Origin of the sequence: Pseudidiomarina sp. PP-1MA (assembly GCF_041200125.1) — a bacterium.
GTDB lineage: Bacteria > Pseudomonadota > Gammaproteobacteria > Enterobacterales > Alteromonadaceae > Pseudidiomarina > Pseudidiomarina fusca.
On record NZ_CP165718.1, the window covers coordinates 192,930 to 209,488 of the forward strand.

Genomic DNA, 16,559 nt, shown 5'->3' on the forward strand with positions numbered 1-16,559 from the left:
CCCTTTCTAGACATTCATTAACACCAAATTTTACTGGCAACGGGCAAATCAGTAGGTATACTCTGTGGCTTGTTTTTCAACTGGAGTTACGTTCACCATGGAGCAAATCCTTGCCTTCGCTGCAGACCACCTATTTATGAGTCTGCTTTGGGTTATTCTTTTAATTGCCATTGTGGTTACTTATGTTCAAGCCGCAACTTCCAAAATAAAAAGTTTGACCCCGCAGCAAGCAACCTTATTAATTAATAGAAATGATGGGGTGTATGTTGATATTCGCTCGGTGGATGAGTACCGTAAAGGGCACATTCAGGATTCTCTGCATTTAACTGCCGATAAAATCCGGAAAAATGAACTGGCACCACTTGAGAAATTCAAATCTGCCCCCATCGTGGTGGTATGCGCAACGGGAATGACCGCAAAAGGGGCTGCAGCTACGTTAGCTAAAGCTGGGTTTGAACAGGTTGCAATACTCCAAGGTGGAATTTCTGCCTGGCAGGGCGCCAGTTTCCCACTGGTAAAAAAATAATCGTTTGATCAAGCAATAGGAAGTAGAACAATGGCTGATGAACAGCAAGTAAATGGCGCCGCACAGGACGACGCACCACAACAACAAGCATTCCAAATTCAACGCGTCTATGTCAAAGATGTTTCGTTTGAAGCGCCAAACTCGCCGGCAGTTTTCCGTCAAGAGTGGAAGCCAGAGTTGAGCTTAGACTTAAATGTGAATAACACTAAGTTAGAAGACAACACCTACGAAGTTGTGTTGAAAATTACTGCAACCAACAAAGTAAATGGCGAAGTAGCGTTCCTGGCTGAAGTTCACCAAGCAGGTATTTTCACCATCGCTGATTCACTCGAAGATGGTCAACGTGCACACTTATTAGGTGCGTTCTGCCCAAATATCTTGTTCCCATACGCACGCGAGACTTTGTCTAGCTTAGTTAGCCGCGCAACCTTCCCACAATTGAACTTAGCGCCAGTTAACTTCGACGCGGTATTTGCTCAGCATATCCAGCGTCAGCAGCAAGAAGCTGCCGAAGCTACTCAGCAATAAGTTAGATTGCAAAACGAATGCGTAATGCACAAGTAACAGTGCTAGGAGCCGGTTCTTATGGAACCGCCCTAGCACTTTGTTTTGCCCGTAAGGGTACGGCGACCTGTTTATGGGGTCGCGATGCCGAGCAAGTTGCAGCTATGGCTGCTGAGCGCGAGAACAAACGCTATCTGCCAGGCATTACCTTACCTGATAATCTCCAAGTTACTGCAGACTTAGCTGAAGCAGTAGCTGCATGCCATAATATTGTGGTGGTAGTGCCAAGTAGTGGCTTTAAGCAAGTACTACAAGATATTGCACCGCAATTATTGCCTGATGCCCGAGTGGCTTGGGCGACCAAAGGTTTAGAGCCCGAAACAGGCCGGTTATTATTTGAAGTCGCAGAAGATATTTTGGGTGACGAGCACGCCTTAGCGGTGCTTTCTGGCCCAACCTTTGCGATGGAAATGGCCAAAGGTTTACCTACCGCTATCTCGATGTCTTCTACGGATCCGCAATTTGTTGAAGATCTGTCTGAACTGCTGCACTGCGATCGCAGTTTTCGCGTTTATACCAACGACGACTTTATTGGCGTGCAGTTAGGTGGCGCTGTTAAGAATGTGATCGCTATTGGTGCGGGGATGGCGGATGGTGTGGGGTTTGGCGCTAATGCTCGCACTGCCCTCATTACACGCGGCTTGGCTGAGCTCACCCGATTAGGATTAAAGCTTGGGGCTAAACCAGAAACCTTTACTGGCATGGCAGGATTAGGCGACTTAATTCTAACTTGTACCGACAACCAATCACGTAATCGGCGTTTTGGTTTGGCTTTGGGTCAAGGCAAAACGGTTGACCAAGCCATGGCTGAAATCGGCCAAGCGGTGGAAGGCTATCGCAACACGCGCGAAGTGGTGACCCTAGCACGACGGCATGGTGTGGAAATGCCGATTTGTGAGCAGTTGTATGATGTTCTGTACGGAGATACCACGCCACAGCAAGCCGCAATTAACTTGCTAAGCCGCGCTCGGACGTCTGAATCGGTGGCGACTGATACAGCCAGTGAGAACAATTAAGCGATGCATTGATATGGCCAGAAGCAGACCAGTCTAAGCTGCTCATGCTTCTGGTGCTAGTTGCCTGACTAGCGTAGCAATTGTTCCGCAATGGTTTGCCACTGCTGATCAAAATGAGTGGTTGGTTTATGGGTAAACCCTGACCGCACAAACTGCGCGATTTTGCCATCGGTATAAGCCATAAGTAGATTGGCGAGCATCCCTTCATCTAGCCCAGCGACCACTTTCTCACGTAATCGGCGCTCCCGTAAGACCTGTTTGAAGTTAGCCTCTAGTTTATCAAAAATGCCAGTCACTCGATCTCGTAAACGTTCGTGCTCACCGAGTAGGGCATCTCCGGTAATCACCCGCGTGATGCCAGGGTTACGCTCAACAAAAGTAAGCACTAGCCGCACCATCATTTCACAGCGCGCTAACGTGTCTTTTTCATTTTCTAAGATCTGGTTGATGCGCGACAAAATGGCATCTTCAGTAAAATCAATCAGGCCTTCAAACATTTTCGCTTTCGAGGCGAAATGACGGTACAAAGCGGCCTCAGAGACACCCACTTCAGCAGCCAAACGGGCTGTGGTGATGCGTTGGCCCGGGCTGGTTTCTAACATGGCGGCGAGAGCCGCTAAAATATCCTGTTTACGATTCTGTTTTGCGGTCACGTGGTTGCTTCCTTGGTTATGATTCTTAGTAGCAGAGCCTATTTAGCACGGCTTAGCGGGTACCCGAATGACCGAAGCCACCGGCGCCTCTGTCGGACTCAGAAAAATCTTCAACGAGATTAAATTGCACTTGCACCACCGGCACGATAACCATCTGCGCAATGCGCTCGCCAGGCTCAATGGTATAAGCATTAGTGCTGCGGTTCCAAACCGACACTTTCAGTTCACCTTGATAATCTGAATCGATTAAACCCACTAAATTACCTAGCACCAAGCCATGTTTATGTCCCAATCCAGAACGTGGCAGCAGGGTAGCGGCAAGGTTAGGGTCGGCGATATGAATCGCTAGCCCGGTTCCTACCAGATGGGTCTCGCCTGGCTCCACCGTAAGTGGTTGGTCAAGACAAGCACGCAAATCTAGCCCGGCTGAACCTGGGGTTGCGTAAGTTGGCAAGGGGATGCTTTGGCCAATTTTAGGGTCAAGAATTTTAAGGTCGATAGCAGTCATGCTGGGTTCCTGGTTCTAAACTTAAGAGGTTGCTGAATCTGCGCCACTTTGATAAGAAAAGTCATGGCTATTTTTTAGTTTAACGGCATGCTGTAACAACTGGGTAGCAATACTCAGTTTATCTGCCACCGGCAGATCTAAGTGCTTGAGTTGCCCTTGTTGGTCGTGCCAGTAGAGTGTCATGGCATTGACGTCGCTGTTAAAGCCGATAGCGCTGCTACTAACATCGTTAGCGGCGATCATCGCGAGTTTCTTTCGTACCAATTTACTTTGGGCATACCGGGCAACGTCATTGGTTTCAGCGGCGAAGCCAATAGTAAAAGGTGGCTTAGGTAAGTTACTGACGGTGGCCAAAATATCTGGGTTCTTAATGAGAGTCAGAGCTAACTCATCTTGCTCCGCGGTCTTTTTCATTTTATGGCTAGCAACGGTTGCCGGACGATAATCGGCGACTGCTGCACACCCAATAAAAATGTCGGCTGAGGGAACCGCTGCTAACACTGCCGCTAACATGTCCTCAGCACTAGTCACATCGATGCGCGTCACGCCTGCTGGAGTGGGGAGCTGACAAGGGCCGGCAATTAAAGTAACAGTAGCGCCTAGTTGTTGCGCCGCCGTAGCTAAAGCGAACCCCATTTTACCCGAGCTATGGTTAGACAAATAGCGTACCGGGTCGATGGCCTCGCGGGTGGGACCTGCGGTAATCACCAAGTGTTGATTCGCCAGAAGAGCAGCCACAGATTGTTTATCCGCTGCTAACGCCCGTACTACCAGCTCTCGCAGCTCTAGCGGTTCTGGCATACGCCCACTACCAACATCACCGCAAGCTTGAGCACCGCTATTAGGTTCTATCAGCTGCATGCCGTACTGCTGAATCCGTTGCAAGTTGGCTTGTACTGCTGGTGCTGCCCACATCTGCTGGTTCATGGCAGGTGCCACCCAGATAGGAGCGGCAGTAGCTAAGCACAGGGTGCTAAGTAAGTCATCAGCGCTGCCGTTAGCAAGTCTTGCCAGCATATTTGCACTCGCAGGCGCTAGCAGCACTAAATCAGCCCATTTAGCCAATTCTATATGGCCCATGGCAGCTTCGGCCGCAGGGTCAAGCAAGTCATGATGCACCGGATGTCCCGATACCGCTTGGAGCGTTAGTGGCGTGATAAAGGCTTGGGCACCTTGGGTCATCACCACGCGCACAGAGGCGCCGTAATCACGCAGACGACGCACCAATTCGGGAATTTTATAAGCGGCAATACCACCGCTTACACCCACCAGTATGTTGCGGTTGGCTAGCGGTTGCTCGGGGCTATAAGTCATAGTAAGTCCTTACCTTTACAAGGTCTTTACCTTAGCACATTGGGATAGCTTTAGGCGATATCTGACGTGGTACTTTTCAATCACGCAATCTAGCTTAGATAAGTACGCACGCCTGCTGCGCAAGCCCTTAGTTTAGCGCTTTGGCGCATGAATATCAGACCTTCTGGATTTGGGTCGTTAACCAATGGCGGCCGATCGTCGGTCAAAATTAGCTACATTAGGAGCTCTGACACATCTGAGTAAACAAGGAAAGTAACCATGCCCACCGTAAAAGATTGGCCAGTCGCTGAGCGCCCACGCGAAAAAATGGCTGAACTAGGAGTCGCCACCTTAACCGATGCTGAATTATTGGCTATCTTGCTCGGCACCGGAGTTAAGGGCAAAGATGTGGTCACCTACTCACGCGACCTGTTGAGCCATTACGAGGGTATTGGCGGTTTGCTCGCGGCGCCCGCCGAGAGTCTCCTGCAGCAGACAGGGATTGGCCCGGCCCGGGTAATGCAATTGCAAGTGGTGATGGAAATTTCACGGCGCTATTTGGCTTGGCAATTACGGCGTGACGATGGCTTTACCCAACCCTCCATGGTGCGTGACTATCTTACCGCACAGTTGCGTCATCAAGAACGCGAAGTGTTTGTGGTGCTGCTACTTGATAGTCAGCACCGGCTGTTAAAATACGTTGAATTATTTCAGGGCACCATCAATGCGGCTCCAGTTTATCCGCGTGAGGTGGTTAAGTTAGTACTGCAATGTAATGCGGCAGCGGTTATACTAGCGCACAATCATCCGTCAGGGGTGGCTGAACCTAGCCAAGCCGACCAGCGCGTCACTGAGCGCTTGAAGCGAGCCCTAGCGATGATCGACGTCGCGCTACTCGATCACTTTATAATTGGTGCTGGATCACCAGTTTCATTTGCTGAACGAGGGTTGTTGTAGTAAAGTAGCGCCGCCGTTTATAGGATCAGAAAGATCAAAAAATATCTGCGATCACTTGATTGCCGGGCCAATTTGCTGTATAAAATGCGCCCTCGGATTCAAGGCAAGGCCGCGATGGGCGACAGGCGAGCTTGAAGCAATTTTGGAGTAAATAGAATGTCACGAGTATGTCAAGTTACAGGAAAGCGTCCGGTTACCGGTAATAACCGTTCTCACGCGCGCAATGCGACCAAGCGTCGTTTCCTGCCGAACCTGCAATCACACCGCTTCTGGGTAGAATCAGAAAAGCGTTGGGTTAAATTGCGTATCTCTACCAAAGGTATGCGTATTGTTGATAAAAATGGTATCGACGCGGTGCTCGCAGATTTGCGCGCTCGTGGCGAAGCTGTGTAAGGAGATAAACCATGCGTGATAAGATTCGTTTAGTTTCTTCTGCCGGTACTGGTTATTTCTACACTACCGACAAGAACAAGCGCAACATGCCAGAAAAAATGGAAATCAAAAAATACGATCCAGTGGTTCGTAAGCACGTGGTTTTCAAAGAAGCTAAAATTAAGTAAGCTTCTTCTGAGCATAAAAAAACCCAGCCTAGCTGGGTTTTTTTATGGGCGCTATTTAGTGTGCTCAAGCATCGGGTTAACGGGTAGGATCAATAACACCATTGATACTATTGTTATGCCGATACCAGCCGGTAATGCTATAACGGTCACGTTGTCCGGCAAGTACTTCATGCACAAACACATCGCTTAAAAACAGCACTAACTTGCCCGCCTCGGGGAGCACCGTCTCGAGCACCTCACCACGTTTACCATAAATAATGAGTTGCCCACCATCGGCGTCTTGCCAATCTGGATTTAAGTAGAACACGCTGGTTAAGATGCGATTGCTGCGACCTTTAAAAGCATCTAGGTGTTTGCGATAAAAAGCGCCAGGCGGATAGTGAGCAAGGTGGCACTCGTAATCAAATAAACCCATAAAGAGCTCGCGATTTACTTCTAAGCGCAAGTTATCCATCATGGTTAAATAAGCGTTTTCAAGTGCAAATTCGCGTTGTAACCAGCGGATCTTATCCTGGCGCACGGCCGTATTGGTGGTGTACTGATCAGCCCGACCGATGCCGGCCTGTTGCCAGCAGTTGCTACTCAATTGTTGGGCATACTGGTACAATTGCAGGCAGTAAGGCGCAGCTAGATACTGCGGTACAATAACATACCCGTGCGCAGCAAGCTGGTCATAATCAATAGCTTGAGTACGAAATTGTTGTTCGCTTAAACTAATTTCGGCGGTCATGTGGTGCATGCCTCAACATACTGCAAATATGTGGTGTAGAACAAGAGCGGGAATATAAAATAGCGTAGCTATAAACACAAGCTGCGCGGTATTTTTTGATGAGGTCTAGCCATGCCAGAATTACCCGAAGTTGAAGTCAGTCGTCTAGGTATCAGCCCCCATCTTACAGGGCAACAGATTACCCAGGTAATTGTCCGTGATCGACGCTTACGCTGGCCGGTTCCAGCTTCTTTAGAAACAGTTGCTGGGGCTACCATCGAAGGCGTCGAACGCCGCGCCAAATACCTGATTATTAGCACCACAAAGGGCTACCTGATTGTGCACTTGGGGATGTCCGGAGCTTTGCGAGTGGTACCCGCAGATAGTCTGGTAGTTAAACATGACCATATTGATCTGGTGCTAGGATCCGGCCTTTGTTTACGCTTTAACGACCCGCGCCGCTTCGGTTGTTGGTTGTACAGCGCAACTCATCCTAGTGCCGACCACCCCTTACTGCGCGAGTTAGGGCCGGAACCCTTAACCGATGACTTTACCTTAGACTATCTATTCAACGCCTCGCGTGGCCGCCAGCAAGCCATTAAAACCTTCATTATGGATAATCATGTGGTGGTTGGGGTAGGGAACATCTACGCCAATGAGTCTTTGTTTAAAGCGGGAATTCATCCAAAACGTGCTGCTGGTAAAGTCAGTAAAGCACGTTATCAACGCTTGGTGCCCATCATCAAAGAAACCCTTGCTAGAGCCATTGAACAAGGCGGCACTACCTTGCAAGATTTCACTCAAGCCGATGGTCAACCTGGTTACTTCAAGCAAGAACTGATGGTGTACGGGCGCGGCGGTAAAGCTTGCATGCAGTGCAAGAACACCTTGAAAGAAATCCGTTTAGGTCAGCGTAGTACCGTGTATTGCCCACAATGTCAGCGTTAACTGGGCGCGTATTGCTGCAAAAAGGGTTGTAGGGCGGCCATAAAGCCGCTCGGATCGCTGATGAAAGGCGCATGACTACAGCGTGGCGCCAGATACTGATGCTGTGCGCTCGCAGTGCTTGGCAGGAGCTGGCTTACGTGGTCAGCTACTGCGGCCGGCACTAACGCATCTAATTTGCCATAAACCCGCAATAAAGGTACCGTCAGTTGCGCCAACTGCGGACGCAAATCCACACTGGCCAACATATCTAAACCAGCATCGAGCACCGCAGGGGTCGCCATCGGTTTGGCAAAAAGCCATGCTTTAATCTGTTTAATATCTTCTTTGGCATGCGGCGCGCCTAACGACTGGAGCGCCAGGAAGCGTTCCACCGTACGTTTGAAATCTTTGCTCAGTTGTTTCGCAAAGGTATGCAAGATATGCGGTTCGATACCTGGCCATTCAGGTGTTGCAGGAAAATAAGGCGATGAAGCTACGGTGGTTAAGCTATGCAGGCGTTCTGGAGCTTGCAATCCGATCTGGCTTGCTACTAAGCCGCCAAGAGACCAGCCGATTAAATGACAGCGTGAAGGCAAGGCTGCTAGCGTGAGATCACACAGATTAGCAAACGTCAGTTCGCGGTCCGCAGGCCAAGGTGACTCGCCATAGCCGGGTAGGTCTAGGCGATGGACACGGCCTAATTTGGCTAAATCAGCGACAATCGGCGTCCAGATATTCGCATTCAAACCCCAGCCATGGAGTACCACAATATCCGTCCCTGTGCCCCTGACGGCGCGCCAAACTGAGTCTACCATGAGTGTCCTTGCTACCTTAAACCACTTGAAAAAGGACCTCTATGTTAGGTTATTGCTGGCTCTGTAATCAATCTTTAACTGGTCGAACAGGTGGCGGACTCTGTTTGGTGTGTTTGTATGACCTACCGCGATTACCGCCGAGCTGCCTAAAATGGCGTTGTCAGCAACCCGAACGAGCGCAAGGGCGATACTGGTATGCGGCGATGAGCTGGCAAGCAGATACCCGCTCACTCGTGCATCGTTTTAAATTCCACAGTTGTCCCGAGTTAGCTCAGGTGCTAGCACCCTTGATGGTGGCCCAGGTACTGCATTGCTATCAGGATAAGCCCCGGCCAGATGCGATTATGGCGATGCCGATGAGTTATTCGCGTTGGGTCAAGCGTGGTTATAATCAAGCAGGATTGCTGGCGCGGGCGGTCGCCGAACAGTTACAGTTGCCGATCATTAGTGGTGGTTTACGGCGACTCTACGATACCGGCACCCAACAACATCATAGTAGTGCCTCGCAACGTTGGGATAGTATGCAGCGCAGTCTGTATTGCACTGGTAATATGACCGGGCTAACGATAGCGGTGGTGGATGATGTGCTGACTACGGGCGCATCAATATCGGCCGCCGCTGCTGCAATTGAACAGCGCGGCGCCAAGGCGGTGGATGCATGGACGTTCGCTTTTGCTGAACCTCATCCACCGCTCAATGAATAACTGCTAAGAGAGGTGCTTAGTGAGCACTCTCAGCCGCTTCAGCGGCAGCCTCGGCAGCATTTTCTTCGTCGCTCAGGCTAGGAGTGACCTGATCTGCTAAGAAGATAGCATTACTGAGTAACTTAGCGGTGCCCCAGAAGAAGGCACGGAAGTTAATGTCATCGGTAAAGGCAATCACGCGGCCACGACCGTGTCGATGGGCGATGATTGCTGCTTTACCTGCCAATACTTCACGATTCTGAGAGGCGGCAAAACCGGCTAGCAGTGGATCGTTAGCGCTATATGTTGCTACGGTAACAAACGGCTGCTCAGGCACTACCATCGCATTCAAGCTGTCTTTAAAGACCGGCAAGGTAGCGCGAGGATAACCAAACGTAAGCGGATGGGTAGCATCTAACTCAAGTTCAAAGATAGCTCCAGCTACGCGGCGCTGACCGTAAAAATGATCTTGGTCGGCAAAGGTGAGTCCCGCGGTTGGAAACTTCTTCGAAAACTCATCTGAATTCACAAATTCGGCCGCCAAAATATCATGCTGACTTAACCAACGTGCACCGTTTTGTTGGCCAATTACCACACCGCCGTCGCGCACCCATTGCTGCAGTCGCTCTGCGTCTCGCTTAGACAGGTTAGAATAACGACCGTCGACCATTAAAATGTGCGTATAGCGGCTTAAATCAACGCCACCAAAACGGTCCGTATCAACCATCGAAAGGGGTACACCAACATGGCGATCGAGGTAATACCAAGCTTCGCCGCCTTCGTACATATTGGCATCGTTACCCACCAGCATCATTACTTGGATAGGTTTCACTGGTGCCAAATTACGGCTACCAAGGTCCATACCGCGCGGGGTTAAACCCGAGCTGATGGCATGCACTGTTACGCCGGTTTCTGCGGTAATGGCGGCAAGCTGCTGTTGTACTTCAGCCCAATCTTGTTGTTGATAGGCTTTAGTCACCACCACGGTACCAGCAGTGAAGTTGTAGTCTCCGGCGCTAGTCGTTGCAGTAAAAGCTTGGTTTGCTTGACGCACATGAATGCCCGCTTGCAATAACCGGTTCAGAGTTTTCGGGGCAAAATAATGGTGCCATTCAAACGCATAAGCGTAGGCATCAGCAGCCAAGTCATGGTTAGGGGTGGTGGTGGGTTGCCACGCTTGGTCGGCAATTTTGATGCGGCGACCATCGTAGGTTGCCCAGTTCAGGTTGAATGCGTGGGGTAAGGTCCATGCCGAAACATCATAGAAAGTATTGTCTTTAAAGCTCTTCTGATTCATGAACATCGCACGAATCAATAAATACTGAGGTTGTTCTAGCGGGATGTAAGCAGCATGATCTGCTTGGTAAGTGACCCCGTTTAGTTTTAGATCATCGGTTAATACATAACTCTGAACGCCGTGCTGACGCAAAATGTTAAGCATCTCGTGTAGCCGCGCAGGATCGGTTTCATCACCTACCACATAGCCATTAAAGTCAGCTTTTTTAGCTGCGGCCATCGAGTCATCGTAAAAACGTTGTTGGTAATCCAAGAACCACTTTTTATTGGCGTGAGCGCCATACATGCTGGTTAACGACGTGGTAAATTGGTTTTGAATGGTAAAAGGGAACTCTAATAAGCCATTGATAGAGTCTTGGGCATGACCACGGCTAGAGGCCTGCTCAAAAAGGATACCGATAGCACCTTGCACATCAGGATAAGTTGAACCTTTCCCAACATAGAAATCATCAAAGGCTTCTTCAGTAAAATACAACCGGCCTTGTTCATCCAGTGCCGCCGCATGGCCCTCCGCCAGAGTTTGGGTTAGACGTACGTTTTCGTCTGGCGTATTGGGGTTTTTACGCGATGGAATACCCGGCTGGAAGAAAAAGGTGCTATCTGTGCCCATCTCATGAAAATCGGTAAGGACGTTAGGCTTCCATTTTTGGAAATTGGCAATACGAGCGCGTGACTCAGGATGCTGTAACAACAACCAATCTCGGTTTAAGTCAAACCAATAGTGGTTAACTCGGCCACGAGGCGTAGGCTGCACGTGCTCACGATGTTGAGTATCGCTGACTAAGTTGATGCTTTTATGCTGATTAGCCCACTGTGCAAAACGAGCTAAGCCATCAGGGTTGTAGGCAGGGTCAAGCAAGATAATGGTATCTTTTAACACGCGCTCGATTTTCTCGCCTTCAGCTGCGGCCAAATAATAGGCATACAGCAAGGCTGAGTTACTGCCACTAGGTTCATCACCATGAATGCTGTAACCCATATAGAGTACTAGCGGCGCAGTATCCGGGTTGCCTTTGCGTTTAGGATCGGCCAAGGCGAGGTGTTGATCACGCAACTGTTCAATATTGGCATGGTTTTCTGGGGCGGTCACAGTTAATAACAATAGTGGGCGCCGCTCATGGGTATACCCTGTGACTTCAAGGCTGAACCGAGCGGACTTATCCGCAAGAATTTCCATGTAACGAACCAACTGTTCAGGCCTTACATGCCATTCTCCCACTTCGTAGCCAAGTACCTGCTGTGGCGTTGGAATATCAGGGTTGTAAGTTACATCGTCGGGAAGATAATCATCTAAGCTGGTAGCATTGCTAGCAAAACTAGCTACTGCAATAAAGCAAAGCACACATAGAGTAAGCAAACGTTGCATGAAATTTTCCTGCTGAAACCAAAAGTAGTCTTGTAAACTAGCAAACTCTTAACCGAATGCCCACAGTGGTTACTATGCAATGCCCAAAAATTGCGATAAGATATACCCTACTAATTTAGTCAAGTATAGCTTGGTAGCGACTAGCTTATAGCTACCTACCAACGACGAGTAATTCAAAAGTATTGAGGTGATTTGCCCATGATTCGTATTACCGAAAGCGCACAAGCTCATTTTCGTAAACTGCTTGCTGAGCAACCGGATAACACCAATATCCGCGTATTTGTTGTTAACCCGGGCACGCCTTCAGCAGAATGTGGCGTATCTTATTGCCCACCAGACTCGGTAGAAGCTGACGACGAAGTATTACCATTTAGCGGTTTTGATGCGGTGGTTGACTCAGGTAGTGCCCCTTTCTTAACCGATGCTGTGATTGATTTTGAAGAACAAGATTTAGGCTCGCAACTGACCCTAAAAGCACCGAATGCGAAAGCCAAGAAGGTTGCTGACGATGCGCCTCTGATTGAGCGCGTTGAATATGTGATTCAATCTGAAGTTAACCCACAGTTGGCTAACCATGGCGGTAAAGTGGCAGTCAGCCAAATAACCGACGACGGCATTGCTGTGTTGCAGTTTGGCGGCGGTTGCAATGGCTGCAGTATGGTTGATGTTACTTTAAAAGAAGGCATTGAAAAAGAACTGCTGCAACGTTTTCCTGGTGAACTTACCGGCGTGAAAGATGCGACCGAGCACCAAGCTGGTGAACACTCGTACTACTAAGAAAAACGGGTCTTTACCTTATCTTTGCGTTCTTTTTGAACAATTAGATGAAAGAAATGTGATCCCATCCTGAAATTTCCTGCGTAATTAGATTGCTTATATCAATAACGAGGAAATAAATCATGAATGGGATCACAAAGTTTGGTTTAGCTGCCTCTACTGCGCTTATCTTAGCGGCTTGCGGTAGTAGCAGCAATAGTAATGATAATGACACTGGCGTTACTCCACCGCCACCGCCACCACCAGCGGCCTCAACCTTTGTCCGCGTCCACCATAGTGTTGCTGATGCTCCTGATGTGAACGTCTTAGTAGACGGTTCAGCAGTACTAGAAGCAGTGCCTTACGGTGCTTCATTTGGTGTACTTGAACTTGATGAAGGCGCTTACGATTTGCAAGTAGACGGTATTTTACCTGATGGCAACACTGCAGCAGTGATCACTGCTGATGGTGTTGAGCTAGAAGGTGATACTCGCTACGAAGTTTTTGCCGTAGGTAAAGTAGCTGATGAAACCATTGCGCCATTGATCATTGCCAACCCAGTGAGCGATATCGCCGATGGTAACTTCCGTATTCAAGTACTTCATGCAGCGCCAGATGCACCAGCGGTAGATGTCTATTTAACCGCTCCTGATGCAGTCTTGGCCGATGAAGCCGCAGCCGCAACCCTAGAATTCGGTGATTACACCGGTCAATTAGATGTACCAGCGGGTGAATACCGTGTGCGTGTAACTGTAGCTGGTGACCCAGCGGCAGTAGCATTTGATAGCGGCGCGTTAGAGTTTGCAGCAGGTGCTGATTTAGTGGTGGCAGCGGTAACCAACACAGGCACGGGTGAGTCACCTGTGATGTTGCAAGTTGCCGACGGTGAAGGCGCTGCTATTGTTGCTGATGCCAACGCAGGTGCACACATTCGTGTAGTACATGCTAGTGCTGACGCTCCGGCGGTAGACGTGACCGTAAACAATGCAGCAGAGCCAGCGATTAGCAATTTAGCATTTAAAGAGTTTACCGGCTTTATTGAGTTGCCAGCCGGTGAATACCTAGTGGACGTAGCTGCTGCAGGTGGCACGCCAGTAGTACTAGATGATATTCCATTACCGCTAAATGCAGGCGAAAGCTTCAGTGTGTATGCTGTAGGTGCCTTGGGTGATAGCAGCTTAACGCTGGCATTAGTTGACGATTTAGCACGCAGCATTGCGACTGCAGCTCAAGTACAAATCGTACATGCTTCACCAAGTGCTGGTCCGGTAGATATCTACGTTACTGCAAGCGATGATATTAGCGCTGCAGACCCAGTCTTTACTGCGGTACCTTTTGATTCTGCCAGCCTGGCATCAACCGGCTATGTAGCCTTAACTCCGGGCGATTATGTGGTCACCGTAACCCCAACAGGTACCAAAGACGCAGCTATTGGTCCGGTATCACTAAGCTTAGTAGGTGGTGGCGTATACACCGCAGTAGCAGTAGATGCGGATGGTGGTGGTTTGTTACCACAGTTAATCTTGATGGATGATTTTGTAGCGGCGCAATAAGTACGCTTGAGTTATTCCACGAGCTAATAGGAATAAGGATAACGCCAACCACAGTCCGTGGTTGGCGTTACTTTTTGATAAGAGCCATTGGCTTACTAGCACCGTTGGTAAAAACACCCCTAACGCACTGATAGCCATACTGTTGCGCATGCCACGGGTTAGCCCTAACCCAACAAAGACGCCGTCGTAGTAATAACTCCAATGCGCCAGTAGCGGTAACGCAATTAACCAAGGTAAATAGGTTTGTGCGGTAGTTATCACATCGGGTAGGTGGGTGATTTGGGTGATAATCCAGTTACCGGTCAGGGCAAAAGCCAAACAATAAACCAGGGCAAACAGTGCTGACCAAGTTAAGGTGAGTTTCATCCAATGCCTTATTTGCTGCTGATCCTTGCGGCCGCGGGCGGCGCCGACTAGGGCTTCAACGGCATAAGCAATACCATCTAAGCCAAGTGAAATGAGCATTAAAAACTGCATTAATACGGCATTAGCGGCCACCACCACAGTGCCAAACTTAGCCGCATAGCCGGTCATGGTAGCCATACACAATTGCAGCAGTAAGCTGCGCACAAAAATATCTCCGTTCATGTGCACAAATTGTTTTAACTTGGCGGGCTCGATCCGCCATTTGCTGGGTAATATTAGCCACTGGCGTAGCCACACCAGACCGACCACAGCTACCGTGGTTTCTGCTATCACACTGGCCCAAGCAGCGCCAATTACATTAAGCTGCAAACCAATAACCAGTACCACATCAGCCGCAAGGTTAACTAGGTTCATTAAAATAATCAGACTCATCGCTTGTTTGCTGCGCTGTTGCCCGAGCAGTATCCCGAGTACTGCGAGATTAATCAGTGCAGCAGGTGCGGCTAGCAGCCGAATTTGAATATACTGCCCAGCTAACTCGGCTAAGTCGGCACTGGGCTGAATCAACCACCAAGCTAGCTTGACCAACCAAGGTGCAGCGCTAAGTAAGACAACCCCCAGCCCTATACAAATAAGTAATGCATGAATAAGGAGTTGTCGAATTGCTTGTTCGTCACCAGCACCAAAGGCGTGAGCTGCTTCAGCGGTGGTGCTCATACGCAAAAAAATAGCGAGTAAGTAAGTAAAGCTGACCACCATCGCACCTAAGGCAACGGCACCAAGGTAGATATTGTGGTCTAAGTGCCCGATAATGGCCGTATCTACTAAACCTAAAAGTGGCGCGGCAATATTTGAAAGAATCATGGGCAGGGCAATCGCAAAAATCGCTCGATGATCAGCCCGATACTTGTTCAACCATGCAATGCCGAGGAGTTTATCTATGCGTGTGTTAATCATCTGTTTATGTTGGTTAGGCTTATTAGGTTGCAGCGAGCCGGTGCTGGCTAAATCGTCCGCCAGTGTTGCGGTGCTACAGTATCATCATATTGGTGATGATACACCGCGGGTAACCTCAGTAACAGCGGACGAACTAGCTCAGCATATTGAGTGGTTACAAGAGCATGATTTTGACATCGTCTCGATTACTGATGCGTTGCAGCTGTTGCAGCAACCAACCCCTGCTACGGCTAAACTCGCAGTGTTGACCATCGATGATGGCTGGAAGAACGTTTACCAAAATGGCTTGCCGGTGTTTAAAAAATACCAAGTACCTTTTACTGTTTTTGTGAACCCGCGCTTAATGCGAGAGGCTCCCAATTTATACATGAACTGGCAACAATTACGGGAGTTACAGCAATACGGTGCTACCATTGCAAACCACACCAACTCACATGATCATCTTACCTGGCGCCGTACCGATGAATCTGAAAGCCAATGGCAGCAGCGTATTCGGGCCGATATTTTAGATGCTCAGCAAGAGATCGATGAAGCCTTAGGTGCACAGCCGAAATTGCTTGCTTATCCTTATGGTGAGTACGACCCCGCCGTTGAAGCTATTGTCGAAGAAGCTGGCTTTGTAGCCTTTGCCCAACATTCAGGCGCTTGGAACAGGTTCAGCAACAGTGCTGCGATTCCACGTTTTCCTGCCTCTGCTCAGTATGCGGACTTACGCACTCTAGCAACTAAAATCAATAGTTTAGCCTTGCCGGTAACTCATATCACCCCGGCTTCTATGGTATTAAAGCATGACCAAAGCACGCCAAGCTTTAGTGTGACCTTAGACCATACCGATGATTTTAATCCGGCCCAAATGAATTGTTTTGCGGGTAGCTCGACTTTGCGGCCTAGTTGGCAGGGAAACACCTTTACCGTGGAGCTCAGCCAACCGTTACCGATAGGACGATCACGGGTGAATTGTACTGTTGCTAGTAAGAGTCAGCCGCAGCGGTTTTACTGGTATTCGCAGCCCTTTGCTCGGGCTGATAAAAATGGACACTGGCCTGATTAAGCA

The 16,559-nt window shown here is 49.2% G+C and carries 18 protein-coding genes; 11 read left to right on the forward strand and 7 right to left on the reverse strand.

Annotated features, from left to right (window positions below):
• Positions 1 to 97: 97 nt before the first annotated feature.
• From AB8S08_RS00895 to gpsA, 3 genes are read left to right on the forward strand one after another with little or no spacing between them, the layout of a single operon-like run.
• Positions 98 to 526, forward strand: a complete 429-nt coding sequence (locus AB8S08_RS00895) for a rhodanese-like domain-containing protein (protein ID WP_110076748.1) — start codon at positions 98 to 100, stop codon at positions 524 to 526.
• Positions 527 to 556: 30 nt separating this feature from the next.
• A complete protein-coding gene (gene secB / locus AB8S08_RS00900) occupies positions 557 to 1,054 on the forward strand; it encodes a protein-export chaperone SecB (protein ID WP_110076749.1) in 498 nt (165 codons plus the stop codon).
• Between the two features lie 17 nt (positions 1,055 to 1,071).
• Complete coding sequence (gpsA, locus tag AB8S08_RS00905; RefSeq protein WP_369743086.1) at positions 1,072 to 2,106, forward strand: NAD(P)H-dependent glycerol-3-phosphate dehydrogenase; 1,035 nt, start codon at positions 1,072 to 1,074, stop codon at positions 2,104 to 2,106.
• A gap of 68 nt (positions 2,107 to 2,174) precedes the next feature.
• Here the strand turns inward: gpsA and slmA are convergent, their stop codons facing one another.
• The 3 genes from slmA to coaBC are packed head-to-tail and all read right to left on the reverse strand — an operon-like array spanning position 2,175 to position 4,581.
• Entirely contained in the window at positions 2,175 to 2,759 is a 585-nt protein-coding gene (gene slmA, locus AB8S08_RS00910) for a nucleoid occlusion factor SlmA (RefSeq protein WP_369743087.1), read from the reverse strand.
• A 52-nt stretch (positions 2,760 to 2,811) separates the two neighbouring features.
• Complete coding sequence (gene dut, locus AB8S08_RS00915) at positions 2,812 to 3,267, reverse strand: dUTP diphosphatase (protein ID WP_153827065.1); 456 nt, start codon at positions 3,265 to 3,267, stop codon at positions 2,812 to 2,814.
• A 21-nt stretch (positions 3,268 to 3,288) separates the two neighbouring features.
• Positions 3,289 to 4,581: a bifunctional phosphopantothenoylcysteine decarboxylase/phosphopantothenate--cysteine ligase CoaBC gene (coaBC, locus tag AB8S08_RS00920; RefSeq protein WP_369743088.1), complete on the reverse strand. Its 1,293-nt coding sequence runs from the start codon at positions 4,579 to 4,581 to the stop codon at positions 3,289 to 3,291.
• Between the two features lie 258 nt (positions 4,582 to 4,839).
• Here coaBC and radC point away from each other — a divergent pair, with 258 nt between their 5' ends.
• From radC to rpmG, 3 genes are all read left to right on the forward strand, one after another.
• Positions 4,840 to 5,517: a DNA repair protein RadC gene (radC, locus tag AB8S08_RS00925; protein WP_110076754.1), complete on the forward strand. Its 678-nt coding sequence runs from the start codon at positions 4,840 to 4,842 to the stop codon at positions 5,515 to 5,517.
• A 156-nt stretch (positions 5,518 to 5,673) separates the two neighbouring features.
• Complete coding sequence (gene rpmB / locus AB8S08_RS00930) at positions 5,674 to 5,910, forward strand: 50S ribosomal protein L28 (RefSeq protein ID WP_110076755.1); 237 nt, start codon at positions 5,674 to 5,676, stop codon at positions 5,908 to 5,910.
• Between the two features lie 11 nt (positions 5,911 to 5,921).
• The gene (rpmG, locus tag AB8S08_RS00935) at positions 5,922 to 6,077 is read left to right on the forward strand and encodes a 50S ribosomal protein L33 (protein ID WP_092857736.1); all 156 of its coding nucleotides are present in this window, start codon (positions 5,922 to 5,924) and stop codon (positions 6,075 to 6,077) included.
• A 76-nt stretch (positions 6,078 to 6,153) separates the two neighbouring features.
• On the opposite strand, the gene AB8S08_RS00940 is transcribed toward rpmG, so the two are convergent.
• The gene (locus AB8S08_RS00940; protein WP_369743089.1) at positions 6,154 to 6,807 is read right to left on the reverse strand and encodes a 2OG-Fe(II) oxygenase; all 654 of its coding nucleotides are present in this window, start codon (positions 6,805 to 6,807) and stop codon (positions 6,154 to 6,156) included.
• A 111-nt stretch (positions 6,808 to 6,918) separates the two neighbouring features.
• Here AB8S08_RS00940 and mutM point away from each other — a divergent pair, with 111 nt between their 5' ends.
• Positions 6,919 to 7,734: a bifunctional DNA-formamidopyrimidine glycosylase/DNA-(apurinic or apyrimidinic site) lyase gene (gene mutM / locus AB8S08_RS00945; RefSeq protein ID WP_369743090.1), complete on the forward strand. Its 816-nt coding sequence runs from the start codon at positions 6,919 to 6,921 to the stop codon at positions 7,732 to 7,734.
• On the opposite strand, the gene bioH is transcribed toward mutM, so the two are convergent.
• Positions 7,731 to 8,528: a pimeloyl-ACP methyl ester esterase BioH gene (bioH, locus tag AB8S08_RS00950; RefSeq protein ID WP_369743091.1), complete on the reverse strand. Its 798-nt coding sequence runs from the start codon at positions 8,526 to 8,528 to the stop codon at positions 7,731 to 7,733. The genes mutM and bioH overlap by 4 nt on opposite strands.
• 41 nt (positions 8,529 to 8,569) lie before the next feature.
• Between bioH and AB8S08_RS00955 the strand changes: the two genes are divergently transcribed.
• Positions 8,570 to 9,232 (forward strand): ComF family protein, encoded by a 663-nt coding sequence (locus AB8S08_RS00955; RefSeq protein ID WP_369743092.1) that lies wholly within the window; start codon positions 8,570 to 8,572, stop codon positions 9,230 to 9,232.
• 16 nt (positions 9,233 to 9,248) lie between these two features.
• Here the strand turns inward: AB8S08_RS00955 and AB8S08_RS00960 are convergent, their stop codons facing one another.
• Positions 9,249 to 11,873, reverse strand: coding sequence for a M14 family zinc carboxypeptidase (locus AB8S08_RS00960; RefSeq protein WP_369743093.1), 2,625 nt, complete (start codon positions 11,871 to 11,873; stop codon positions 9,249 to 9,251).
• 198 nt (positions 11,874 to 12,071) lie between these two features.
• Here AB8S08_RS00960 and nfuA point away from each other — a divergent pair, with 198 nt between their 5' ends.
• Together nfuA and AB8S08_RS00970 are read left to right on the forward strand one after the other, a co-directional pair.
• The gene (gene nfuA, locus AB8S08_RS00965) at positions 12,072 to 12,650 is read left to right on the forward strand and encodes a Fe-S biogenesis protein NfuA (RefSeq protein ID WP_369743094.1); all 579 of its coding nucleotides are present in this window, start codon (positions 12,072 to 12,074) and stop codon (positions 12,648 to 12,650) included.
• 122 nt (positions 12,651 to 12,772) lie between these two features.
• Positions 12,773 to 14,182: a DUF4397 domain-containing protein gene (locus AB8S08_RS00970; protein WP_369743095.1), complete on the forward strand. Its 1,410-nt coding sequence runs from the start codon at positions 12,773 to 12,775 to the stop codon at positions 14,180 to 14,182.
• Here the strand turns inward: AB8S08_RS00970 and AB8S08_RS00975 are convergent.
• Entirely contained in the window at positions 14,147 to 15,505 is a 1,359-nt protein-coding gene (locus AB8S08_RS00975) for an MATE family efflux transporter (protein ID WP_369743096.1), read from the reverse strand. The two genes, AB8S08_RS00970 and AB8S08_RS00975, sit on opposite strands and share 36 nt — an antisense overlap.
• On the opposite strand from AB8S08_RS00975, the gene AB8S08_RS00980 reads away from it, so the two are divergent.
• The gene (locus tag AB8S08_RS00980; RefSeq protein ID WP_369743097.1) at positions 15,489 to 16,556 is read left to right on the forward strand and encodes a polysaccharide deacetylase family protein; all 1,068 of its coding nucleotides are present in this window, start codon (positions 15,489 to 15,491) and stop codon (positions 16,554 to 16,556) included. The two genes, AB8S08_RS00975 and AB8S08_RS00980, sit on opposite strands and share 17 nt — an antisense overlap.
• The last annotated feature ends 3 nt before the right edge of the window (positions 16,557 to 16,559 follow it).